At 64.1% G+C, this 24,003-nt stretch carries 21 protein-coding genes; 8 read left to right on the top strand and 13 right to left on the bottom strand.

Annotation, left to right across the window (positions count from 1 at the left end):
- The first annotated feature begins 106 nt into the window (after positions 1 to 106).
- Both ACSQ3L_RS05620 and ACSQ3L_RS05615 read left to right on the top strand, forming a co-directional pair.
- The gene (locus ACSQ3L_RS05620) at positions 107 to 1,831 is read left to right on the top strand and encodes an ABC transporter ATP-binding protein (protein WP_436159047.1); all 1,725 of its coding nucleotides are present in this window, start codon (positions 107 to 109) and stop codon (positions 1,829 to 1,831) included.
- Positions 1,832 to 1,865: 34 nt separating this feature from the next.
- Positions 1,866 to 2,540 carry a cysteine hydrolase family protein gene (locus tag ACSQ3L_RS05615; RefSeq protein ID WP_436159046.1) on the top strand — a complete coding sequence of 225 codons (675 nt, stop codon included), beginning with the start codon at positions 1,866 to 1,868 and terminating at the stop codon, positions 2,538 to 2,540.
- A gap of 232 nt (positions 2,541 to 2,772) precedes the next feature.
- Here ACSQ3L_RS05615 and ACSQ3L_RS05610 read toward each other — a convergent pair whose 3' ends face one another.
- Positions 2,773 to 3,714, bottom strand: a complete 942-nt coding sequence (locus ACSQ3L_RS05610) for an LLM class flavin-dependent oxidoreductase (RefSeq protein WP_436159045.1) — start codon at positions 3,712 to 3,714, stop codon at positions 2,773 to 2,775.
- Positions 3,715 to 3,818: 104 nt separating this feature from the next.
- Positions 3,819 to 4,157, bottom strand: coding sequence for a hypothetical protein (locus ACSQ3L_RS05605; RefSeq protein WP_436159044.1), 339 nt, complete (start codon positions 4,155 to 4,157; stop codon positions 3,819 to 3,821).
- Between the two features lie 72 nt (positions 4,158 to 4,229).
- Between ACSQ3L_RS05605 and ACSQ3L_RS05600 the strand changes: the two genes are divergently transcribed.
- Positions 4,230 to 4,997: an SDR family NAD(P)-dependent oxidoreductase gene (locus ACSQ3L_RS05600; RefSeq protein ID WP_436159043.1), complete on the top strand. Its 768-nt coding sequence runs from the start codon at positions 4,230 to 4,232 to the stop codon at positions 4,995 to 4,997.
- Positions 4,998 to 5,206: 209 nt separating this feature from the next.
- On the opposite strand, the gene ACSQ3L_RS05595 is transcribed toward ACSQ3L_RS05600, so the two are convergent.
- The 7 genes from ACSQ3L_RS05595 to ACSQ3L_RS05565 form a co-directional block, all read right to left on the bottom strand.
- A complete protein-coding gene (locus ACSQ3L_RS05595; RefSeq protein ID WP_436159042.1) occupies positions 5,207 to 6,151 on the bottom strand; it encodes an ABC transporter permease in 945 nt (314 codons plus the stop codon).
- Positions 6,148 to 7,203 carry an ABC transporter permease gene (locus ACSQ3L_RS05590; RefSeq protein WP_436159041.1) on the bottom strand — a complete coding sequence of 352 codons (1,056 nt, stop codon included), beginning with the start codon at positions 7,201 to 7,203 and terminating at the stop codon, positions 6,148 to 6,150. The genes ACSQ3L_RS05595 and ACSQ3L_RS05590 overlap by 4 nt, the downstream gene beginning before the upstream one ends.
- A gap of 350 nt (positions 7,204 to 7,553) precedes the next feature.
- Positions 7,554 to 9,065, bottom strand: coding sequence for an ABC transporter ATP-binding protein (locus ACSQ3L_RS05585; RefSeq protein ID WP_436159040.1), 1,512 nt, complete (start codon positions 9,063 to 9,065; stop codon positions 7,554 to 7,556).
- A 303-nt stretch (positions 9,066 to 9,368) separates the two neighbouring features.
- The gene (locus tag ACSQ3L_RS05580) at positions 9,369 to 10,400 is read right to left on the bottom strand and encodes a BMP family protein (protein ID WP_436159039.1); all 1,032 of its coding nucleotides are present in this window, start codon (positions 10,398 to 10,400) and stop codon (positions 9,369 to 9,371) included.
- A gap of 154 nt (positions 10,401 to 10,554) precedes the next feature.
- A complete protein-coding gene (pcaF, locus tag ACSQ3L_RS05575) occupies positions 10,555 to 11,760 on the bottom strand; it encodes a 3-oxoadipyl-CoA thiolase (protein WP_436159038.1) in 1,206 nt (401 codons plus the stop codon).
- A 1-nt stretch (position 11,761) separates the two neighbouring features.
- On the bottom strand, positions 11,762 to 12,562 hold the full coding sequence (locus ACSQ3L_RS05570) for a CoA-transferase subunit beta (RefSeq protein ID WP_436159037.1): 801 nt from the start codon (positions 12,560 to 12,562) through the stop codon (positions 11,762 to 11,764).
- Positions 12,559 to 13,416: a CoA transferase subunit A gene (locus tag ACSQ3L_RS05565; protein WP_436159036.1), complete on the bottom strand. Its 858-nt coding sequence runs from the start codon at positions 13,414 to 13,416 to the stop codon at positions 12,559 to 12,561. The genes ACSQ3L_RS05570 and ACSQ3L_RS05565 overlap by 4 nt, the downstream gene beginning before the upstream one ends.
- A 121-nt stretch (positions 13,417 to 13,537) precedes the next feature.
- Here ACSQ3L_RS05565 and ACSQ3L_RS05560 point away from each other — a divergent pair, with 121 nt between their 5' ends.
- Positions 13,538 to 14,308 (top strand): IclR family transcriptional regulator domain-containing protein, encoded by a 771-nt coding sequence (locus tag ACSQ3L_RS05560; protein WP_436159035.1) that lies wholly within the window; start codon positions 13,538 to 13,540, stop codon positions 14,306 to 14,308.
- A 203-nt stretch (positions 14,309 to 14,511) separates the two neighbouring features.
- Here the strand turns inward: ACSQ3L_RS05560 and ACSQ3L_RS05555 are convergent, their stop codons facing one another.
- From ACSQ3L_RS05555 to ACSQ3L_RS05540, 4 genes are read right to left on the bottom strand one after another with little or no spacing between them, the layout of a single operon-like run.
- Complete coding sequence (locus tag ACSQ3L_RS05555) at positions 14,512 to 15,813, bottom strand: NAD(P)/FAD-dependent oxidoreductase (protein WP_436159034.1); 1,302 nt, start codon at positions 15,811 to 15,813, stop codon at positions 14,512 to 14,514.
- A gap of 2 nt (positions 15,814 to 15,815) precedes the next feature.
- Positions 15,816 to 17,195 (bottom strand): glutamine synthetase family protein, encoded by a 1,380-nt coding sequence (locus ACSQ3L_RS05550; RefSeq protein WP_436163383.1) that lies wholly within the window; start codon positions 17,193 to 17,195, stop codon positions 15,816 to 15,818.
- A 5-nt stretch (positions 17,196 to 17,200) separates the two neighbouring features.
- Positions 17,201 to 18,484 (bottom strand): glycosyltransferase, encoded by a 1,284-nt coding sequence (locus tag ACSQ3L_RS05545; RefSeq protein ID WP_436159033.1) that lies wholly within the window; start codon positions 18,482 to 18,484, stop codon positions 17,201 to 17,203.
- A gap of 11 nt (positions 18,485 to 18,495) precedes the next feature.
- Positions 18,496 to 19,434 (bottom strand): GntR family transcriptional regulator, encoded by a 939-nt coding sequence (locus ACSQ3L_RS05540; protein WP_436159032.1) that lies wholly within the window; start codon positions 19,432 to 19,434, stop codon positions 18,496 to 18,498.
- Between the two features lie 238 nt (positions 19,435 to 19,672).
- Here ACSQ3L_RS05540 and ACSQ3L_RS05535 point away from each other — a divergent pair, with 238 nt between their 5' ends.
- The 4 genes from ACSQ3L_RS05535 (at position 19,673) to ACSQ3L_RS05520 (ending at position 24,000) form a co-directional block, all read left to right on the top strand.
- On the top strand, positions 19,673 to 20,737 hold the full coding sequence (locus tag ACSQ3L_RS05535; protein ID WP_436159031.1) for a polyamine ABC transporter substrate-binding protein: 1,065 nt from the start codon (positions 19,673 to 19,675) through the stop codon (positions 20,735 to 20,737).
- Positions 20,738 to 21,112: 375 nt separating this feature from the next.
- A complete protein-coding gene (locus ACSQ3L_RS05530; RefSeq protein ID WP_436163382.1) occupies positions 21,113 to 21,955 on the top strand; it encodes an ABC transporter permease in 843 nt (280 codons plus the stop codon).
- A gap of 183 nt (positions 21,956 to 22,138) precedes the next feature.
- Positions 22,139 to 22,930, top strand: a complete 792-nt coding sequence (locus tag ACSQ3L_RS05525) for an ABC transporter permease (protein ID WP_436159030.1) — start codon at positions 22,139 to 22,141, stop codon at positions 22,928 to 22,930.
- Complete coding sequence (locus tag ACSQ3L_RS05520; RefSeq protein ID WP_436159029.1) at positions 22,927 to 24,000, top strand: ABC transporter ATP-binding protein; 1,074 nt, start codon at positions 22,927 to 22,929, stop codon at positions 23,998 to 24,000. The genes ACSQ3L_RS05525 and ACSQ3L_RS05520 overlap by 4 nt, the downstream gene beginning before the upstream one ends.
- The last annotated feature ends 3 nt before the right edge of the window (positions 24,001 to 24,003 follow it).

The raw sequence follows: 24,003 nt of genomic DNA, 5'->3' as shown, positions 1-24,003 counted from the left end.
CCGCCCTGGCATATTGCCGCTCATGCGCTGCCGATTGTAAGCAGCGCCCACCGATGACGGCCGGTGCGATCACCGCGCCTATCAAGACAGCTTGCGGTTCACCTCGATGATCAGACGTTTCCTCTCCTACTACGCGCCCTGGAAGGGGCTGTTCGCGCTCGATTTCTCCTGCGCGGTGCTGGCCGGCTTGCTCGAACTCGGTTTTCCCATGGCGGTGCGCACCTTCGTCGACCAGCTTCTGCCGCGGCAGGATTGGACGCTGATCATCATCGCGTCGGCCGGGCTGCTGGTGATCTATCTGCTCAACACGGTGCTGATGGCGGTTGTCACCTATTGGGGCCACATGCTCGGCATCAACATCGAGACCGAGATGCGGCGCAAGAGCTTCGACCATCTGCAGAAACTGTCCTTCCGTTTTTACGACAACCACAAGACCGGCCATCTCGTCGGCCGCGTCACCAAGGATCTCGAGGAGATCGGCGAGATCGCGCATCATGGCCCGGAGGACCTGTTCATCGCCATTATGACGTTCGCCGGCGCCTTCGTGCTGATGTTCACGGTCAACATGCATCTGGCGCTGATCACGGCGGTGATCGTGCCGCTGATCGCCTGGGTGACGATGCGCTATGGCGACCGCATGGAACGCAACTGGCAGGCGCTGTACCGGCGCGTCGGCGATTTCAACGTCCGCATCGAGGAGAATGTCGGCGGCATGCGCGTCGTCCAGGCCTTCGCCAATGAGGAGCATGAGCGCACGCTGTTCGCGCATGACAACCAGCGCTACCGCCAGACCAAGCTCGACGCCTACCGCATCATGTCGGCCAGCAATTCGCTGAATTATATGGGCATCCGGCTGATCCAGCTCGTCGTCATGATCGCCGGCAGCTATCTCGTCATCACTGGGGGATTGAGCAATGGCGGCTTCGTCGGCTTCCTGCTTCTGGTAGGCGTCTTCGTGCGGCCGATCGAGAAGATCAATTCGGTGATCGAAACCTATCCGAAAGGCATTGCCGGCTTTCGCCGCTACACCGAGCTGCTCGACACCGAACCCGACATCGCCGATCAGCCAGATGCCGTGACCGTGAGCGATCTCAAGGGCGACATCGAATATCGCGGTGTGAGCTTCGGCTATGGCGACGGCAAGCCGGTGCTCACGGACATCGACCTCGCCATCCACGCCGGCGAAACCATCGCTTTCGTCGGTCCGTCCGGCGCCGGCAAGACCACCATCTGCTCGCTGCTGCCGCGTTTCTACGAGGTCAGCGCCGGCCGGATCAGCATCGACGGCACCGATATCAGGGACATGACGCTGGCCTCGCTGCGCGGCCAGATCGGCATTGTCCAGCAAGACGTGTTCCTGTTCGGCGGCTCGATCCGCGAAAACATCGCCTATGGCCGTCTCGGCGCCTCCGACGAGGCCATCGCGGAGGCCGCCCGGCGGGCGCAACTCGACGGCATGATATCGGGCCTGCCGGCCGGCTATGACACGATCATCGGCGAGCGCGGCGTAAAACTGTCCGGCGGCCAGAAGCAGCGGCTGGCGATTGCCCGCATGTTCCTGAAGAACCCGCCGATCCTGATCCTCGACGAGGCGACATCGGCGCTCGACACCGAGACCGAACGCGAAATCCAGAAGTCGCTGGCCGAACTTGCCGAGGGCCGCACCACCCTGGTCATCGCGCACCGGCTGGCAACGATCCGGGGTGCCGACCGCATCGTCGTCGTCTCGGAGTCGGGCGTCGTCGAACAGGGTTCGCACAGCGAACTGCTCCGCGCCGGCGGCATCTACCGGCGATTGCATGACGCCCAGCATCTGGTGTCGTCGCGTTGATCCACTATGGTCTGCCCAAAGCAGGGAGCCAAAAATGATCAAGGCAACGCCCTTTGACTTCCCCTATGACGGCAGGCTGGTTGCCGAAAACACCGCGCTGGTCGTCATCGACCTGCAGCAGGATTTCCTGTCGACGACGGGCTACTTCGCCAAGCAGGGCTATGACCTTTCGCCGCTAAGGGCGATCCTGCCGACCGTGAGCCGGCTGATGTCAGCCGCCCGCAAGGCCGGCGTCAAGATCATCCACACCAGGCAGGGCTATCGGGCCGACATGGCCGATATGACGCCGTACGAAAAATGGCGCCGCAAGCGCGCCGGGCTCGAAGGTACCGAAATCCTGCTGCGCTCGGGCCAGGGGTTCCAGATCGTTCCGGAGATCGACGTGGCGCCGCAGGACATCATCGTCGACAAGACCTGCAACAGCGCTTTCACCTATACGGATTTCGAGCTCGTCCTGCGCGCGCAAGGCATCACGCATCTCATGTTTTCCGGATGCACGACGGATGTCTGCGTCCACACCACGCTGCGCGAAGCCTGCGACCGCAACTTTCAATGCCTGACGATTTCCGATGCCTGTGCCAGCGGCGACCAAAAAGCGCACGAGGCGGCGCTCCACATGGTGACGGTCGAAGACGGTGTTTTTGGCACGCTGGCAGATTCAGCCGCCGTCATTGAAGGCCTGTCGTTGTTGTCCGGCAGGGCGAGTTAGAACATCAAGCCCGATGCCGGCGGGACAGCACCCCCCTCTGGCCTGCCGGCCATCTCCCCCGCAAGGAGGGAGATTGGATGTCACTCCGGCTTTCGCCAATCTCCAACGGTGCAGGAATCAGCGGAACGCTGAAGTAGCCGATCTCCCCCCTTGCGGGGGAGATGTCCGGCAGGACAGAGGGGGGTGTGAAGGATCGCGACGTTACGGAATAGCTTTCGTTCCGCAACGCAATTCAGCCCGTTGCGCGCGTCTCCAGCCCAGCACGAGCCGCATACGCCCCAGGCTGGAACGCTTCCGCCTCGCGACGCGCCAAGGAGTTGCGCAACAGCGCGATCGTTTCCCGGCCTATCGTCGCGATCTCGCGCGGCGTGTCGACGCCGACTATCATGAATTCGTCGATCCCGAGAGCCGCATAAGCAAGCAGCGACAGGGCAACCTGTGCCGGTGGACCCGACAGGTCGACCGCCTTGTGGCCGGTGGCGGAGGCGCCCTGGTGAATCCGGACCGGAAGCGCAAAGCGCAGCCTGCCGGCTCGGCCATGTTCGGCGGCGGCGCGGCGCACCCGTTCCATCAATTGTCGGACCTCGTCGATCGAGCCGGGCGTCAGTTCGAAGACATCGGCATGCCGGCCGGCCACCTTGAGCGCCGTTCCGGATTGCCCACCCATGCGGATGATGAGGTCAGCGCCGTGAGGTCCCTTGCGCGGCACATAGCCGCCCTTGATGCTGTAGAACGTCCCCTCATGGTCGAAGGGCCGGTCGTTCGACCACAGCCGCTTCAGCAGCACCAGATATTCGTCGATGCGCCGCCAGATCACGGTGTGCCCTACCGGCCGTGTTTCGGCATCGTCGTCGCTCAGCGGCTCGCTGATCATCCTCAGCGCCAGACGTCCGCCACTTTTCCTGTCGATCGACGCCAGTTGGCGGGCCGCCACGGTCGGTTCGACCACGCCTGCCCAGTGGGTGAGGACGACTTCCAGCGACAAGGTGCGGTCGAGCACCTGGGCAGCGAGATCCATATTGGTCAGCAACCCGGCCGAATCGTCGACGACGATCTTGCGGAAGCCGCCATCCTCGATCAGCCCGAGCTTGGTCGCCGTCTCGGCAAAGTCGTAGAAAAAGGGAACTGCGGCGTCGGCGGTCTTGCCGGGAACATGTGTGAACTCGATCGGCATTGCCATGTCCTCCGTTCTGTCAGGCGCGCGAAAACGCACCGAGGATTCGGTTCATTCAACTCCGATTGGCTGGAAGGGCAGCTAACCCCGGTCGATCTGACGTCTCAGGGAATAAGACCCAGAACAACGGCCCCGGTGAACACAAACGCAAGGGCAAAGACGACATAGGCGAAGGCACCGGCATAGGCCGGGCGAAAGGTCTGGGCATTGGCCAACCTCTGGCCGCTGCGATCCGTCTGAGCGTTCTGGATATAGGACATATCGACCTCCGTCTCGCCGGTTAATCTATAAAACTTGTAGACTTTGTCGATTGCTATTTTTTGGCGATAGGCAGAATAATTTTCTTCTGTTCGGGTGCAAATTGGTACTGGCTTGCTGAGAGGGCCGTTTCGCCTTGGCATTTGAACGGCGTTGGCCTTGTCTCGCTGCGCCCATTCGTGCATTGGCCGCCCGAAGCGGGCGGGATAGCATTGCCCAATCAGCAAACATGAAATCATCCAACAAGGGAGCGGAAAATGGGCACGAGACTGGCCGGCAAGGTCGCCATCATTTCGGGTGGTGCGACGGGAATGGGTGGAGCAGCCTCGGAGCTGTTCGCCGCCGAAGGTGCCAAGGTGGCGATCATCGACCGTAACGGCGAAACGGCCGCAGCCACTGCTGCGGCGATACGCGCGCGGGGGCAGATAGCCGAGCATTTTGTCGCCGACGTCTCCGATGAGGCTCAGGTCGAGGCTGCCGTGAAGGGCGCGACGGAAAAGCTCGGCCCTGTCACTGTGCTGTTCAACCACGCCGGCACCATCGTGATAAAACCTTTCCTGGAGACGACGGTGCAGGAATGGGACTGGCTGCATGCCGTCAATGTGCGCTCGATGTTCCTGATGACGCGCGCGGTGCTGCCCGGCATGATTGCGGCGGGCGGCGGCTCTATCGTCTGCACCTCGTCCATCTCGGCGGTGGCGGCGACTCCCAACGAAGTGCTCTACGACACCACCAAGGGCGCCTGCCACATGTTCGCCCGCGCCATCGCCGTCGAGTTCCGCGACCGTAACATCCGCTGCAACGCAGTCTGCCCCGGCTTCATCCGCACGCCGCACGGCCTGCGCGAGGTCGCCGACCTCGGCAGGCTCGGCGTCGACGTCTCGGACGCGGCGCTTGCCGCGCAGCAGGGCCGCATCGGCGAGCCGGAAGAGGTGGCAAGGGCGGCACTTTACCTGGCCAGCGATGAGTCGAGCTTCGTCAACGGCACGCATCTGTTCGTCGACAACGGCTTTACGGCGATGTGAAACGCTCAAAGAAGGCGCGAACTTGGCAGGATGCGGGTTCCTCGCCCCCACAAGTGTGGGGGAGAGGTGGCTCGGCGAAGCCGAGACGGAAAGGGGGAATGGCTCGACCTTGCCGTGCTTCGGCGACAACTCGCCAGCGTCGCAGACCTCTCTCCGACCGCTTCGCGGCCACCTCTCCCGCTTTGCGGGGGCGAGGAACCCAAGCTTTGCTACCGTTCCTCCCTCCGAAACGGCTTGAGCAGTGCCGACGGCGCCACCGCATTGCGCGACATCACCGCCATGGCGACGATGGTGAAGATGAACGGCAGCATCAGGAACGCCTCGTAGGGGATGTGTCCGAGCCCGCTGGCCTGCATGCGCAGCTGCAACGCATCGACGAAGGCGAACAGCAGCGCGGCTCCCGCCGAGCGCCACGGGTCCCAGCGACCGAAGACCACCAGCGCGATCGCCACCCAGCCGCGCCCCGACACGACGCCGAAGGTGAAGGCGTTGAACTGCGCCATCGACAGGAAGGCGCCGGCCAGCCCCATCAGCGCGCCGCCGAGGACAACCGCCTGGAAGCGTGTGGCGATGACGCTGACACCGGCCGAATCGGCGGCGCGCGGGTTTTCGCCGACCATGCGCACCGACAGGCCCCATGGCGTGCGGTAGAGCACGAAAGCGGCAAGCGGAATGGCCAGGATCGCCATATAGACCAGCGCGAACTGGTTGAATACCGCCGGCCCGAGTACCGGAATGTCGGAGAGGACCGGGATCGGCAGCGTCTGAAAACCCTTGATGCTGGGCGGCACCGATTGCTGGCCGAAGATCAGCCGGTAGAGGAAATAGGCGAGGCCCGACGAGAACAGCGTCACACCGATGCCGCAGACATGCTGGCTGAGGCCGAGCGCCACGGTGAACAGCGCATGCAGCGCGCCCATCAACATGCCCGTCAGCACCGCCGCCAGCACGCCGAGCCACAAGCTGCCGCTGAGGCTGGTCGCGGTGAAGCCGGTCATCGCCGACAACAGCATGATGCCTTCGATGCCGAGATTGAGCACGCCGGCCCGCTCGGAGAACATTTCGCCGAGCGTCGCGAAAGCCAGCGGCGTGGCGATGCGGATGATCGCGGCCAAAAAGCCGACCTGAAAGATCTGTTCGAACACCGCGCTCATCGGACAACCCCGACGCGGCGGATGCGATAGGCGGTGAACAGCAGCGCCACCAGCATGGCAAGCAACGCGGTGCCCTGGATGACATCGCTGAGGAAGGCCGGCACGCCGGTCGCCCGCGACATCGCTTCGGCGCCGGTCATCACGGCGGCGAGGAAGATCGCCGCCGGCACGACGCCGAGCGGATTGAGCCGCGCCAGCATGGCAACGACGATGCCGGAATAGCCGTAGCCCGGCGAGATGTCGCTCATCACCTGGAAATGCACGCCGCCGACCTCGCCGACGCCGGCCAGCCCAGCCAGCGCACCGGACAGCAGCGCCGTCGAGATCAGCACGCGCTCGACATGGATGCCGCCATAGCGGGCGGCTTCCGGGTTTTCGCCGGTGACCCTGATCCTGAAGCCGAGCGTCGTGCGCACGATCAGGAACCAGATCAGCGGTGCCGCGATCAGCGCCGCGACGACGCCGAGATGCAGCCGCGTGCCTTCGAGCAGTACCGGAAAATTGGCCGAATCCTCGATCGGCGGCGAGATCGGATAGCCGCTGAAACTATCCTTCCACGGTCCTTCGATGAGCGCCATAAGCGCGTAGTAGATGACCGAGTTGAGCAGCAGCGAACTGACGACATCGTCGACCCTGAATTTCACCCGCAGTGTGGCTGGAACGAGCGCCACCGCCGCCCCTGCGGCGGCACCCGCCACCGCCATCAACAGCATGGCAAGCGGCCCTGGCATCGGAATGGCGCCGACAAAGCAGCTGGCCACGGCACCGGCCAGCAATTGCCCCTCGGCGCCGATGTTCCAGAATTTGGCCCGAAAGGCGACCGCCACCGCCAGTCCGGTGAAGATCATCGGTGCCGCTCGCACCATCGTTTCGGTGATCGCGTAGCTGTCACCGAGCGAAGCCGTGAACATCACACCATAGGCCTCGAGCACGCCGGCGCCGGCCAGCGCGATGAGGCCGCTGCACAGGACAAGTGTGGCGCCGATCGCCACCAGCGGCAGAGCCAGGTTGAACCAGGCGGGGGTGCTTGTGCGGACTTCCAGGCGGAACATTAGGCGGCACCCTCTGTTCGGTCTGTCGAACAAGGATTCTGACGAAGAGGGACCCCCACCCCTAGCCCCTCCCCACAAGGGGGAGGGGAACTCTCGCAGGCGCTGACCATGACAAAATAGCAGAAGTCTGGGCTCGGAAGCTGGGTGAACGGCGCGCGGCAGCATCCCCCTACCCCTTGTGAGTGTTTGGACTGGGGACATCGCGAACAGGTGTGCGAGGACATCGCGAACAGTTTTGCGCCTTTTGCGCGAGGGGATTCGGGATGCCATTCGAGGACAGAAGCGCGATGTCCCCAGTCCAAACAGTGGGGAGGGGTTGGGGTGGGGGTCAGCGCCGCCAGAAGGTCCATCTAGGCTCTTCCCTCCGCCCCGGTCATCATCAGGCCGAGCCGCGCGATCGTCGCATCGGCGCTGTCGAGCGTGCCGACGATGCGGCCCTCATACATCACCGCGATGCGGTCGCAGAGCACCAGCAGCTCTTCCAGATCCTCGCCAATGACGACGATGCCGCAGCCCTTGGCCCGCATGTCGAGGAACTTTTCGTGGATGAAGCGCGCCGCGCCGATGTCGAGGCCGCGCGTCGGCTGCGAGACGATCAGAACCTTCGGATCGAAGGCCAGTTCGCGTGCCAAGAGCGCCTTCTGCAGATTGCCGCCGGACAGCGCCCCGGCACGGGTCATCGGTCCAGGGCAGCGAATGTCGTAAGCCTTGATCTGCGCCTCAGCGAAGGCGCGGATCGCATCGGGCTTGAGCAGGCCCCTGCTGCTGAACGCAGCCGTGCCAATGCGCGGCAGCACCATCGAATCGGCCAGCGGCAGGTTGGTGACCAGCCCGGTCGTCATGCGATCTTCCGGGATGCGTCCGAGACCGAGCGCCTGCACCTCGCGTGGCGAGAAGCGCGAGACGTTTTGGCCGGCAATCGTCATCCGGCCGGCATCGGGCACACGTGTCCCGGAGATCACCTCCGCCAGCGCCCGCTGGCCATTGCCCGAAACCCCGGCAATGCCGAGGATTTCGCCGGCGCGCACGGCAAGCGATACGTCGCGCAGCGGCGTGCCCGAATGCTTTGAGGTCGAAATGCCGTCGAGGGTCAGCACCGCAGCACCGGGCGTCGACGGTCCCCGCGCCGGCGGCACGATCTCATGGCCGCACATCAGTTGCGCCATGGCGGCCGACGTCGTGTTGGCTGGGTCATCGACGCGACCGGCGACACGGCCATGCCGCAGCACCGTGCAGCGATGCGTCAGCGCCCGCACCTCGTTGAGCTTGTGCGAAATGAAGATGATGCCGAGGCCTTGTGCTGCCATCGACCGCAACGCCGAAAACAGCCCGTCGACCTCGCTCGGCGCCAGCACCGCCGTCGGCTCGTCGAGGATCAAGAGCCTGGCGCCGCGAAACAACGCCTTGACGATCTCCAGCCGCTGTTGCTCCCCGACCGACAGTGCCGAAACAGGAAGATCGGGATCGAGCGTCAGCCCGTGCTGGCGGCCGATCTCTGCCAGCCGCGCCAGCCCGCCGGCGCGGTCGATCCGTCCCGCTTTGCCAGGAATGCCGATCAAAAGGTTTTCCAGCACCGTCAGCCTTGGCGCGAGATGAAAATGCTGGTGCACCATGCCGATGCCGGCGGCCAGCGCATCGGCAGAACTGGTGATCCTGATTGGTTGGCCCTGGATGAGTATCTCGCCCGCGTCGGGCGCATAGGCGCCGAACAGCACGTTCATCAGCGTCGTCTTGCCGGCGCCATTCTCGCCCAGCAGCCCGAGGATCTCGCCGGGCGCGACGCTAAGGTCGACAGCCTCGTTCGCCTTGACGGCGCCGAAGTGTTTGGTGATGCCGCGCATTTCGATGAGGGGGGCGGGCAAGGGCAAGGATGCTCCTGATCGGAGTTGGGCTTTGCGGTTCAGCTTTGATTGAGAGGGATGCGCTGCACCCCCCTCTGGCCTGCCGGCCATCTCCCCCTCAAGGGGGGAGATCGGATGTCATTTCGGCTTTCGCCAATTTCCGGCCGGAAGAACAGCACCGTCAACGAACCTGCCAATCTCCCCCCTTGAGGGGGTTGAGGAATGGTCCGCAAAGCGGATGGAAAGCCAATTGCTTGGCTTTCCAAATGACGAACGTCCGGCAGGACAGAGGGGGGCGCCTAGCACCAACCCTAAGACCAGACCTCAATCCGAAACCGGCGTGTTCTCATCCACGTCGACGCGAAAATTGCCTTCCAGTATCTCGGCCTTCTTCTTCTCGACCAGTTCCTTGACGTCCGCCGGCAGCGTCTTGTCGAACTTGTGGTAGGGCGCCAGATGCGAGCCGCCCTTGGCCATGCGCGAGAAGTCGCCATAGTCCTGCGCGGTGAAGACGCCGGCCTTGACCAGTTTGATCGCCTGTTCGACCGTCGGATACATGTCCCAGACCGGGCCGGTGATCACCGTGTCGGGGCCGAGGCTCGACTGATCGGACATGTTGGAGATGGCAAGGATCTTCTTGTCCACCGCCGCTTCGATGACGCCGAAGCGCTCGGCATAGATGACGTCGACACCGGCGTCGATCTGCGCGACGGCCGCTTCCTTGGCCTTCGGCGGATCGAAGAACGAGCCGATGAAGGCGACCTTCTTCTTGACGTTCGGATTGACCTCTTTCGCGCCGGCGAAGAAGGCGTTGACCAGCCGGTTCACTTCCGGAATGCCCATCGCCGCGACGGCGCCGATCGTGCCCGACTTCGACATCTTGCCGGCGATCATGCCCGAGAGATAGGCGGGTTCGTGGATCCAATTGTCGAAGACGCCGAAGTTCGGTTCCGCCGGGCCGGCGCCCGAGCCGAACAGGAAGGCGGTCTTCGGGAACTGCTTGGCGGTACGGCGCGATTCACGCTCGGCGGCGAAGGCATCGCCCAGCACCAGCTGGTAGCCGCCTTGCGCATATTCGCGCATGACGCGGCTGAAATCGGCGGTCTGCACCTTTTCCGACCATTTGTACTCGATACCGAGTTCCTTCTCGGCCTTCTGCAAGGCGACGTGGATCTGGTTGTCCCACGGCTCCTCGATCGGCGTGGCGAAGATTGCCGCCACCTTCAGCTTCTTGTCCTTGGCAAAAGCACTGCCCGGCTGCATGGCCGCGGCCAGCCCAAGCGCGCCCAGCTCCAGCACGCTGCGTCGCGAAAGCCCTTCGCGCTTTATCTGGAATCTGTTCTTTCGATTTTCCATTGCATTCCCCTCTGTTCGACAGCCGTGTCGAGCCGGCTGTTCGTGAAAAAATTCAGACGAGGAACTATGGAACGGCGCCGAACTTTTGTCCACGTGGTCAAATTTGACCGCGCACCGGATTCTTGATCTTAGCCGGCCAAGAGAGTGTCGCCGATTAGGCCCGTTCGAGCGCGATCGCGATGCCCTGGCCGACGCCGATGCACATGGTTGCCAGCGCATAACGGCCGCCACGCTCGCGCAGCTCCAGCGCCGCCGTGCCGGAAATGCGGGCGCCAGACATGCCAAGCGGATGGCCAAGCGCGATGGCGCCGCCATTCGGGTTGACGTGGTCCGCGTCCTCGGCAATGCCGAGCTGGCGCAGCACGGCGATGCCCTGCGAGGCAAAGGCTTCGTTGAGCTCGATGACATCGAACTGTTGCGGCGTCAGCCCAAGCCGCGCGCACAGTTTTTGCGTCGCCGGCGCCGGGCCAATGCCCATGATGCGCGGCGCAACGCCTGCGGCGGCACCGCCGAGGATGCGGGCGATCGGCGTCAGCCCATACTTTTCCACGGCCGCTTCGGAAGCAACGATCAGCGCCGCCGCGCCGTCATTGACGCCGGAGGCATTGCCGGCCGTCACCGTGCCGCCTTGCCGGAACGGCGTCGGCAGCTTGGCCAGAGCCTCGACCGTTGAGCCCGCGCGCGGATGCTCATCCTTCGCGACGACGACCGGATCGCCCTTGCGCTGCGGGATCGTCACCGGGGTAATCTCCTTTGCCAGCCGGCCATTGGCTTGTGCCGCGACCGCCTTGTCCTGGCTGCGCACGGCAAAGGCATCCTGGTCGGCGCGGGAGATGGCGAACTCTTCTGCCACGTTCTCGCCGGTTTCCGGCATCGAATCGACGCCATACTGCTTCTTCATCAATGGGTTGACGAAGCGCCAGCCGATGGTGGTGTCGTAGATCTCGGCGTTGCGCGAAAACGCCGCGTCGGCCTTGGGCATGACGAAAGGCGCACGACTCATCGATTCGACGCCACCGGCGATCATCAGTTCCGCCTCGCCGGCCTTGATCGCGCGAGCGGCGATGGTCAGCGCATCCATGCCGGAGCCGCACAGGCGATTGACCGTCGAGCCTGGAATCTCCTTGGGCAAGCCTGCCAGCAGCAGCGCCATGCGCGCCACGTTGCGGTTATCCTCGCCGGCCTGGTTGGCGCAGCCATAGACGACATCGTCGATCGCCTGCCAGTCGATGCCGGGATTGCGCTCGACCAATGCCCTCAGGGGTATGGCGCCGAGATCATCTGATCGTACCGAAGACAGCGAGCCACCGAAGCGGCCGATCGGCGTGCGGATGTAGTCGCAGATATAGGCCTCGGCCATGCTAAGCAGCTTTCTCTTTTCCGGTTCCCGCATGCGCCGCCTTGGTGCGGGCCTGCAGGTCGCGCAATGTCGTGAGTTCGAGTTCGCTTGGCGGCGGCGTTTCGTCAAGCGCCTCGGCGAACTTAACCACCCAGCCACAGGTGTCCTTCACCTGCTGGCGCGTGACGCCGGGATGCAACGACACGACCGTGAATTCCTTGCTCACCGGATCCGGCTTCCAGATGGCGAGATCGGTGATCAGCAGTGTCGGTCCGGCTGTGTCGATGCCGAGGCGCTTGCGATGATCACCACCTTCGCCATGGCCGAAGGAGGTGAAGAAGTCGATCTTCTCGACCATGCCGCGCTTGGTTTGCGCCATGGTGATGTAGATCTCCTTCGACGACGTCGCGATCTCTGGCGCGCCGCCGCCACCGGGCAGCCTGGTCTTCGGGTGAAAATAGTCGCCGATGACCGTGGTGTTGATGTTGCCGAACTTGTCGAGCTGCGCCGCACCGAGGAAGCCGATCGAAATGCGGCCGCCCTGCAGCCAGTAGCGGAACATCTCCGGCACCGCGACGGTGGTGATTGCGGTTTCGCACAATTCGCCGTCGCCGATCGACAGCGGCAGCACGTCGGGCGCCGTGCCGATCGTGCCGCTCTCGTAGATCAGCGTGATGTCAGGCGCATGCGTGAGCCGCGCCACATTGCACGCGGCGGATGGCGCGCCGATGCCGACGAAGCAGACATCGTCATTTCGCAGCGCCCTGCTGGCGGCGATGGTCATCATCTCGTTGGGAGTGAAACCCAATGGATTGTCGCTCATGCCGCTTTCCTCAGATGTTCGACCCGGGCCGCGAAATCGTCGGCGCTCTTCTCGATGACGTTCACCTGCATCCACGCCTGGAATTTTTCGCGGTCGGCGGCGATCTCGTCCCATTCGAGATAAGCGGCATTGTCGCGCGCATAGTAGCCATGCGCGTAGGACGGGTGCGAGCCACCGGGCACGACCGATATCGCCGCGATCGTCCAGCGCGGCAGCACGGTCAGATTGGGATGAAGATCGTCGAAATTGTCGACGACTTCCTCCACCGTCACCACGGCACGTTTGGCCGCCAGAACCGCTTCCTTCTGGATGCCGATGATGCCTTCGACCAGCACATTGCCTTTTCTGTCGGCCTTCTGGGCATGGATGAAGGTGACATCCGGCCGGATCGAAGGCACAGCCGCCAACACCTCGCCGGTGAAGGGACAGGTCACCGACTTGATGTTCGGGTTGACCGCCGCGAGACCAGCACCGCGATAGCCGCGAAACACCGCGCAAGGCAGGCCGGCAGCACCCGCCTCATAGGCGTTGGCCATGCCGGCATGGCTGTGCTCCTCGATTTCGAGTGAGCGCGGAAAGCCGTTCTCGATGGCATCGCGGGCGCGGCGCAGCAGGCCGACGCCGGGATTGCCGACATAGGAGAAGATGATTTTCTTTGCCATGCCCATACCGATCATCTGGTCGTAGATCAGGTCCGGCGTCATGCGGATCAGGGTCAGATCGCGAAATCCCTGGCGGATCGCCTCATGCGCCGCCGCCGTCGGGATCAGATGGGTGAAACCCTCGAAGGCAACCGTGTCGCCATCGTTCAAATTCTCCGCGACGGCCTGTTTGAGCGGCAGGAACTTGACCATCGCATCGGCTCCGGGTTCAAAAAAGTTCGTATTGCGAACATATGTTTTGTATGTGATACTTTCTATGCTAAGCGGAGGCGTGGAGTCAATCCTGACGCCGATGTCGGTCCGCGGAGACAAGATGGACGAAGAGGCTGTTTCCCGTGATCATGTCGGCTCGCTCGAGCGCGGCCTTGCCGTCATGGAGATTCTGGCCCGCCATCCCTCAGGCATGACGCTGACCGAAATGGCCGAGGAAGCAGGCCTGACCCGCGCCGGCGCTCGCCGTTTCCTGCTGACGCTTGTCGCCACCGGCTACGCCACCCAGGCCGGCCGCGTGTTTTCGCTTTCGCCGCGCTTGCTGACGGTTGCCCGCACCTGGCTCGGCGGCGCCTCGCTATGGACTTTCGCCGCGCCCATCATGCGGGCTGTCGCGACGCAATTGAACGAGGCCTGCTCAGCGGCGATCCTGTCAGGGCAGGATGTCGTCTATGTCGCCCGCATTCCCGGCCGGCGCATCCTCAGCGTGTCGCTCGATGTCGGCACCAGGCTGCCGGCCTACTGCACCTCGATGGGACGCATCCTGCTTGCCGGCCTCACCCCTCGGGAATTGGACACGTTCCTCGGCCAGGCAACAATCGAGAGGCGGACGCCGAAGACGATCACTGATGTCCGCCTGCTGGCCGGCGCCATCGGCAAGGCGAAAGCGGACGGCTTCGCCATCGTCGACGAGGAACTGGAACTCGGCCTGCGCTCGATCGCCGTGCCGATCCGCGACCGCGCAGGAAGCACGGTCGCGGCCATCAACGTCTCGACCCAGTCGGCGCGTTTTTCGGTCGCGGGGATGGAGCGGGAAATACTGCCGGTGCTGGTTGGAGCTAGGCAGCGGATTGAAGATTTTTTTGTGGTTTAGCAGTCGCACATGAGCAAGTGCCCCCTCACCCGGATTGCCAACCGAATTGCAAAGGGCAATTCGGGACAATCCGACCTCTCCCCGAGGGGAGAGGAGATCGCCAGCGTTGATGACAGCCTCTTCTCCCCTCGGGGAGAAGGTGGCCGCGAAGCGGCCGGATGAGGGGGCCTCTCATACGCGATGGCCCAGCTGACGAACGCTCTTCAATGCTTGATACGATCCCTCATCGCGTACCACAGCATGCCCAGCACATAGAGCGGGCCGCGCAGCGCCGTGCCGCCGGGGAACGGCATCGGGGTCAGCGTCGAGAACAGATCGAGCCGCGACGCGTCGCCCGTGATCGCCTCGGCCAGGAGCTTGCCGGACAGCGTCGACAGGATGACGCCCTTGCCGGAATAGCCATGCGCGAAATAGACCTCGCCATAGTGCCCGACATGCGGCAGTCGCGACGTCGTCACCGACACCAACCCACCCCAGGCGTGTTCGATGCGGCAGCCCTGAAGTTGCGGAAAGGTGGCCTCCATATGCGGCCGCACAAAGCCGGCAATGTCGGCCGGCGGTGACGGCGTGTAACGCTCGCCGCCGCCGAACAGCAGGCGTCCATCCGCCGACATCCGGTAATAGTTGACGACGAAACGCGTGTCGGACACCGCGACATTGGCCGGGATGACATTGCGCTTACCCTCCAGCGGCTCGGTGGCGACGATGTAGTTGCCGACCGGCATGATGCGGCTGTTGACGCGCGGCTCCAGTCCATTGAGCAGCGCGTCACCTGCCAGCACGACATGTTTTGCCCGCACCGATCCCTTTGCCGTCGAGACCCGGATCGAAGGCTCGCGCTCAAGCCGTACGGCCACCGAATTCTCGTGGATGGTGACGCCGGCGGCTATAGCGGCACGGGCAAGGCCGAGCGTGTAGTTCAGCGGATGCATGTGGCCGCCGAGCGGCTCATACATGGCGCCATGATAGGGTGTGTCGACCTTGGCTCGGGCTTCCGCCGCCGAGAGGATTTCGGCGTGCGGGAACTTCATCACCGTGGCCAGGCACTCAGCCTCTTCCTCGAGATCTCTGAGATCGGAGCCGTTGACCGCGCCGACCAGATGGCCAGTCAGCCTGAGATCGCAATCGATGGCATGGCGCTCGATGATATCGAGCACCAGCCCGCGTGCCTCGAAGGCAAGATCGAACAGCACCTTTGCCCGCTGCGGCCCATAGAGCTTGACCAGCCCCTTGGCGCCCTTGCGCAGCCCGGGGATCATCTGGCCGCCATTGCGCCCCGAAGCGCCCCAGCCGATCTTGCCGCCTTCGAGCAGCACCACTTTCAGGCCGCGCTCGGCGGCATGAAGGGCGGCCGACAGGCCGGTGCAGCCGCCGCCGACGACCACCAGGTCGGCTTCGACATCGCCGACCAGCGCCGGATGGTCCGGCGCCGGATTGGCGGTGGCGACATAATAGGATTTGCCGATATCGAGGCCCGAATTGAAACCCGTTGAACTGGAAGCCATGATCACACCTTCAGCAGCAGGTGGTCGCGTTCCCAGCTTGTCACCACGCCCTGGAACAGGTCGAGCTCGACGCTCTTGACGCGCAGATAGGTCTGGAAGAAATCCTCGCCGAGCAGTTCCCGCACCGGCTCGCAAGCCTCGAAACGGTCGAGCGCCTCCTCCATTGTTTTCGGCAGCGTGCTTTTGATCTTGTAGGCATTGCCAGACGCTTCGGCCGAGCGCGCGAGTTTCTGTTCGACGCCGAGATAGCCGGCGAGAAGCGAGCCGGCAATCGCCAGATAGGGATTGGAATCCGCGCCAGGCAGCCGGTTCTCCACCCGCCGAGCGGCACGGCCGCCAGCCGGCACGCGCAGGCCGCAGGAACGATTATCGTGCGACCATTCGATGTTGGCCGGCGCGCTGTGGTTCGGCCTTATGCGGCGGAACGAGTTCACGTTGGGCGCAAACAGCGGCATGATTTCCGGGACATACTTTTGCAGGCCGCCGATGAAGTGGCCGAACATTTCGGTGTCGGCATCGTCGCTGCCGGCAAACAGCGTCCTGCCTACCTCGTCGATGACCGACATGTGCAGATGCATCGAGCTTCCCGCCTGTGCCGCGATCGGCTTGGCCATGAAGGTGGCGTGCATGCCGCTTTGCTGCGCGGCCTGGCGCGTCAGCCGCTTGAACAGCAGCACCTTGTCGGCCAGCGGCAGCGCATCGCCGTGCAGGAAGTTGATCTCCAGCTGCGCCGTGCCCGATTCATGAATCAGCGTATCGAGCGGCAGTCCGGCCGCCGCCGCGTAGTCATAGACGCGGCGGACCACCGGCTCGAACTCCTCGAGCGCGGCCATATCGTAGGGATGCTGCACGGTCTCGGCGCGCCCATTGGCGCCGACCGGGGCGGTCAGCGGACGGTCGGGATCGGGATTGGGCGCGGTCAGATAGAATTCGAGCTCTGGCGCCACCACCGCCCGCCAGCCGCGCTTGGCGTAGAGATCGAGCGCGGCCCGCAGCACGTGGCGCGGCGAGGCCATCCATGGCCGGCCGTCCATATGGAACGCATCGGCAAAGACATAGGCCTTATCAGCAGCGGCGCCGGGCGCCAGGCAGAGCGTCGAAGCGTCAGGCACCATGCGCATGTCCGGGTCCGAATAGGCAAAACCCTCGTCGATCGAACCGGAGTAGCGTCCGTCGATGCTGACCAGGAAGGCGCTGCTCGGCAGATAGAGCGCCCGGTCTTCAAGCGCTTGGAGGAATTTGGCCGTCGGCAAGGCCTTGCCGCGCAGCACGCCATTCATGTCGGGGACTAGGCACTCGACTTCGTTGATGCCGTGCTGGGCCAACCAGGCTTTGGGATCGATACCGCTGGAGAGCGAGATATTCGTGTTGTTGTCAGGCATTTCGTTCATGTCCGTATCAAAGAGAGTATGGCTTGCGCGGCCACATCCGTTCCAGGTTTCAGCGCCATTTGGGCTGCGTTGTCCTTGAGGCGGGTGCGCATGGCATCGTCGGCCAGCAGGCCGAGAATGGCTCTCTCCAATACTCCTTCGGTCCAGGCGTCACGGCCGATATGGTCGCCGACGCCGGTCTCTACGGCGCGGCGCGCATTGTCGTGCCCGTCCCAGCAATAGGGCATGATCAGCGACGGCACGCCGAAGCGCAGCGCTTCGCAAAAACTGTTGTTGCCGCCGTGGTGGATGAACAGGTCCGACTTCGCCACCACCGAAGGCTGCGGAAACCAGGCGTCGAGATAGACATTGTCCGGCACCGCCCGATAGGCGTCGCGCAGGCCGCCGGCATTGACGATAAAGCGCGCAGGCAGCCTGTCGAACACCGCCAGCATGCGCTCGATCAGCCCGACATCCATGGCGCCGAGACTGCCGAAGCTGACATAGACCAGCGGCCCGCCATTGCGCGGAAACACCGGCACTTCGAACGGCCCCTCCGACCGCACGCAGCCTTCGAGATAGACGAAGCGCGTGGGGTCGAGCGGCTCGGCGCGCTCGCGACGCACGATCGTCGGCGTCAGCAGCAGATTGAGGTCGGGCGAGGTCTCGAGGAACTGACCCTTCGGCAGCGGCGCCAGTCCGGCATCCGCCCGGAAGCGATTGAAGCGATCATGCGCGGGCGCGCAAGCCGCCAGATACCTAGCCTCGAACGCCGCGCGTTGGGGGTCGTCCACGCCAAGCCCCGACAGATAGGGTGGCACATTGGCATCCGGCAGCTCGGTCTCGGCGCAGGAGACGACGCGCACCCACGGACAGCCGGCGGCGGCGATCGCCGGGAACATGATGACATTGTCGAGCACCACCGCATCCGGCTTGAGCCGTGCCAGCGACTGGCGCAACGGCGCCTCGGCATTGACCGCGGTGTCGACGATCGCCTGCCAGGTCGGCGCGACATAGGTTTCGAGCTGGTCGATCGGGCTCAGCCTGAAATGCGGCAGGTGCCGGCGCACGAAGGCCTGCCAGTAGCTCTGGCGCTCGCTGTCGCTCAGCGGCTCGTCGGTCGGCAGCTGGTATTCCTGGAAACCATAGTCGGCAAAGACGCCGGAGAAGCCGGCATGGCAGATGAAGACCGGCCGGGCGCCTCTTGCACGCAGTGCCTGCGCGATGCCGACGCAATTCAACGCCGCGCCGAAGCTTGCTTCGGGGAACAGCGCGATGGTCGGGCTGGCTTTACGCGTCAATTAGTTCCTCGTCATTCCGGCCGGCTGATCATGCCGAACAGCGCGGGCGCCCCGCGGCTGGCCGCCTGTGGTCGCTGGTTGCGGGAGAGCCGCAGATGAATGCGAAGCAGATCGGCAGCCACCTCATACTGCAGGCTTTCAAGATGGTCGAGTATGACAAGGTGTTCGCGCAGCGATTGCCGCAACCGGAAGACGTTGACGCCGGCATAGATGCCCGGCAGCCGGCGCAGCCTGAGGTGATCGGCGAGCGCGTCGGCGATGAAGCGGTTGGCGCAGGCCTCGGCGAGCATGCCGTGAAAATCGATGTCCAGCCGCTGGAACTCGCGGGTGTCGAAGGCGGCGTCTGGCAGCACCGACAGCGCTTCCATGCCCTGGCGCAACGCCGCCGCCCGCACGCCGTCCAGCCTAAAGCCCGGCGTCAGGATGGCCGCGGGCTCCAGCAGCAGGCGGAACTCGTAGCTGTCGCCCTGCGCTTCCGGATCGTCGGGGGTGCGCCGGAACAGCCAGGACTGGCCAGGCGCACGGTCCAGCAGATTCTCATCGGTTAGTTTGTTCAACGCTTTTAATACCGTCTTGCGCTCGGCACGATAGCGCCGCATCAGTCCCGCAACGGTCACCGTCTGGTCCAGCCGCCGCGCCGATCGGTCGCGCAGGATCGCCTCGGCCAGTTCGTCCTCCTCGGTAGCGGGCAATTCCGTGGCGACCGAAGCCTGCGCGGTGAGGTCGATGGCCAGGTGATAGCCGGTGTCAGCCTCCCAGCGCACAACGCCCCGTTCCGCAAGCAGGCTGAGAGCCGCACGCACGGGCGTGCGCGAGACGTTGCATAGCGACGCGATCTGCTGCTCCGGCAAGCGTGCACCGGGCTCAAAGCCGCGCTGCCGTGCCACATCCAGGATGCGCTGCGCCAGATCGAGATGGTTGGTACGGGGTCGTCTGGCTGCGGCTTGCATGACAATTCTCGGTGGGCGGACGTGATCCGCCTGGTTTGACCGATCGCCAGCGCGGACGCAATCGGCTGGATTCCACGGTCGTTTGACAAATTATGGATTGACGTACTTTTTTCTGCAATAGTACTGTCAGAACAATCGGCAGGAAAAAGACCGAGGGAACAGGATCGAGGCGGCGGCATGGTCGCAGGCGTTGGTCCGGCGAATGCAATTCGACGATCAACCGGAATGGGAGTCTGTCATGACCGCTACAAGCCTGCGGCGCCGTGCGCTGAAAACATCTTCGATCGCACTTGGCCTGGCCTTGGCGCTGTCCGCGCCGGCGATGGCTGCCGACCTCGTCATTTCCAACTGGGACGGCTACATGGCACCGGACGCCATGGCCTCCTTCAAGACCGCGACCGGCGTTTCGGGCGAAGTGGTGGTGCATGCCACCAATGAGGAGATCATGGGCAAGCTCATCGCCGCCGGCGGCAAGGGCTATGACGTGGTCTTCGTCTCCTCGCCCTTCGCCGAGGTGCTGAACAAGCTCGGCCTGACCGAGCCGATCGACCACGCCAAGATCCCGAACCTCGCCAACCTCTACCCGGAGGCGACCAAGCTGCCGCACGATGTCGGCAACGCGTTCTCGGTCCCCTACACCTGGGGCACCACTGGCCTCTGCTACCGCTCGGACCTGGTCAAGGCCGCCCCGACCAGCTGGAGCGATCTGCTCGCGCCCTCCGACGAATTGAAGGGCAAGACCACGATGCTGGCGACCGACCGCTGGCTGCTGGCCGCCGGGCAGCTCGACAAGGGCTATTCGGTCAACGAAACCGATCCGGCCAAGATGGCCGAGGTCAAGAACCTCTTGATCTCGGCCAAGAAAACCCTGCTCGCCTATGACGACACCACCTTCTATTCCAAGCTGGTTTCGGGCGAGGCGCTGATGGTGCAGGCATGGGACGGCTGGTGCAATTACGGCATCGCCGAGAAGCCCGAGATCAAATACGTCATTCCGAAGGAAGGTTCGGACCTGTGGGTCGATACGATGGTGGTGATGAAGGCCTCCGCCAACAAGGACGCCGCCTTCCAGTTCATCAACTTCATGCTCGACGCCAAGAACCACGGCTGGGCGGCACAGAACATCGACTACAAGGTGCCGAACAAGCCGGCTATGGAAAGCCTGCCGGCCGACTTCCTGGCCAAATTCCCCAATATGGCGATGCCGGTGGCCGATCTCGTCAAGTTCGAGCAGCTGCGCGACGTCGGCGACGCCCAGCGCGACTATTCGAAGATCGTCAGCGAGATCAAGGCGGCGCAGTAGGGACAGTTCCAACAGCATCTTGGAATTAAGTTTGCGTTCCGTATCGCCCCGCTCTGGCCTGCCCGCCATCTCCCCCTCAAGGGGGGAGATTGGCTGGCTTGCGGCCGTTGGCCAATCTCAAGCGCAGCGCCCCCTCATCCGGCCGCTTCGCGGCCACCTTCTCCCCGCTGGGGAGAAGAGGAAAGCGCCGGCGCCTGCGACCTCCTCTCCCCTCGGGGAGAGGTCGGATTGCCCCGAATTGCCCTTCGCAATTCGGTTGGCAATCCGGGTGAGGGGGCAACTACCCAAACACCATTTCGATACCCTTGAAGAGACCGGCGGGCCAGAGGGGGGCGCTGCGTGACACTTCCCACTCCCTCCCGCTCCTCCCTACTGATGGCCCCGGCCCTGGCCTGGCTCGCGGCCTTGATGGTGGTGCCATGCGCGCTGGTGCTGGCGCTCGCCTTCTTCCGGCGCGGCATCTATGGCGGCATCGAATACACCTTCACGCTGGAGAATTTCGGCCTGGTCTTCGACCCGCTCTATGCCGGCATTTTCCTCAATTCGGCGCGCATTGCCGGCACGGCCACGCTGATCGCGGTGGTGATTGGCTATGCCGCCGCCTACGCGATATCGGCAGCTCCGCGCCGGATGCAGCCGGTGTTCCTGTTCTTCGCCGTGCTGCCGTTCTGGTCCAACTACCTGATCCGCACCTATGCCTGGATCGTGCTGCTCAACCGCGAAGGCCTGATCACCCAGCTGTTGCGCTGGTTCGGCTACACCGGCGAACCGCCGTCGATGCTCTACACGGAAGGCGCCGTCATCGCCGGCCTCGTCTACAACTATTTGCCGTTCGTCATCCTCGCCTGCTACGCGCCGCTGTCACGCCTCAACCCGGAACTTGCCGAGGCCTCGCGTGACCTCGGCGCCTCCGCCGTCACCACATTCCGCCGTGTCATCCTGCCGCTGACCGTGCCGGGCATTGCCGCCGGCGCGGTCTTCGTCTTCGTGCTGTCGATCGGCAATTTCGTCACGCCGGCGCTGCTCGGCGGCGGCCGCTTCCAGATGATCGGCAACCTCGTCTACGACCAGTTCCTGACCGCCAATGACTGGCCTTTCGGGGCGGCACTTGCCATGGCGCTGATCGCCATCATGCTTGTGGTGCTGATGGCGCAGGCGCTGGCCGCCAATCGCGCCTCGGGCCATGCGGCTGAGGCCAAAGGTAACGCCGATGGCTGAGCACACCTTCCTTCCCTTCTCCCCGTTCACGGGGAGAAGGTGCCCCGAAGGGGCGGATGAGGGGCGGCGCCAACCTTTCCGACGCTCAGCGCTGCCCCTCATCTGCCTGCCGGCATCTTCTCCCCGTGAACGGGGAGAAGGACTCTGGTCGTTCGCTTGCCTCCCAATTGTCGGAGGCCAGCGATGACCCATTCCTTCACCCGTACGCTCGGCATGCGCGCGATTCTCGTTCTCGTCTTCGCCTTCCTCTACATCCCGATCGCCGTGCTGGTGGCGCTGTCCTTCAACGAAGGCGGGCTGCCGACGGCTTGGTCGGGCTTTTCGCTGAAATGGTACGCCTCGCTGGCCGGCAATTCGGCGATCCTCTCCGCCGCGCTCAACACGCTGATCGTGGCGCTGGTCTCGACGGCAATCGCCACGCTGCTCGGCACGTTGCTGGCGATCGGCGTCGAGATGCGCCGGCAGTACGGCAAGGGCCTCGAAGCGCTGATCTTCGCACCGATGATCATTCCCGATATCGTGCTGGCGATCGCGCTGCTCTCGTTCTTCTCCATGCTCAACCTGACCATGGGGCTGCACACCATCATCCTTGCCCATGTCGTCTTCAACCTCGCCTTCGTCTGCTCGGTGGTGCGCGCAAGGCTGAAGAGTTTCGACTGGTCGATCGTCGAAGCATCGGCCGATCTCGGCGCCTCCGCGCTCACCACCTTCCGGCGGGTGACATTGCCGGTCATCGCGCCGGCGGTGATCGCCGGTGCGCTGCTCGCCTTCACGCTCTCGGTTGACGAGTTCATCATCGCCTTCTTCACCGCCGGCGCCGGTCGCGCCTCGACGACGCTGCCGATGCAGATCTACGCGATGATCCGCTTCGGCATCACGCCGGAGATCAATGCGCTGGCGACCATCGTCATGGCGGTCTCGATCACCGCGCTGACCCTGTCGCAGCGGCTCAACCGTGGGATCATAGGCCAATGAGCGAACCCCGCACGCTTCTGGCCATCGATCATGTGTCGAAGAATTTCGGCCGGGTGACCGCCGTCGACGGCATCTCGCTCGACATCCGCGAGAATGAGTTCTTCGCGCTGCTCGGCCCGTCGGGCTGCGGCAAGACCACGCTGCTGCGCATGCTGGCCGGCTTTGAGACGCCCAATGACGGGCGCATCCTGCTCGACGGCCGCGACATTGCCAAAACCCCGCCCAACAAGCGGCCGGTCAATCTGATGTTCCAATCCTACGCGCTGTTTCCGCATATGAGCGTCAGGGCCAATGTCTCCTATGGCCTGGAGATGGAACGTTTGCCGGCGGCCGAAATCCGCTCCCGCGTCGACGCAATCCTGGCGACCACCGAACTCGTCTCCTTCGCCGACCGCAAGCCGGAGCAATTGTCGGGCGGCCAAAAGCAGCGCGTGGCGCTCGCCCGCGCGCTGGTCAAGCGGCCGCGCCTGCTGCTGCTCGACGAGCCGCTAGGCGCGCTCGACAAGAAGCTGCGTGGCGCCATGCAACTGGAACTGAAGCGACTGCAGCACGAGGTCGGCATCACCTTCGTCATCGTCACCCATGACCAGGAGGAAACACTGGTCATGGCCGACCGCATGGCGGTGCTGAAAGACGGCAAGCTGCTGCAATGCGACACGCCGCACGCGATCTACGAACATCCCGCCGACCGTTTCGTCGCCGACTTCATCGGGGTGATGAATTTCGTGCCGGGCAAGGCCGCCGCCGATGGCGTGGTGGCCGCCAATGGCGCGCGGATATCAGGCAAGATTCCCGCCGCGCTCTCGCCCGGGGCGTCCGCTGTCGCCTCGGTGCGGCCTGAGCGCATCCGGCTGTTCCCGTCCGGTGAGTCCGCCAACCGCACCACCGGCACGGTCGAGGCGCTGGCCTATCAGGGGCTCGACCTGCAACTGCATGTCCGCACGCCCCTGTCGCCAAAACCGTTCTTGGTGCGTGTGACCGCCGATGCCGCCGACCGCCGGCCGGTCGCGTCGGGCGACCAGGTCGAGCTCGGCTGGGATGCCGCCGATGTCAGAATTTTCGCAGAATGACAG

The sequence above is a fragment of the Mesorhizobium sp. LjRoot246 genome, from assembly GCF_964254115.1.
Classification (GTDB): domain Bacteria; phylum Pseudomonadota; class Alphaproteobacteria; order Rhizobiales; family Rhizobiaceae; genus Mesorhizobium.
This window is presented reverse-complemented; position numbering and strand designations above follow the sequence as displayed.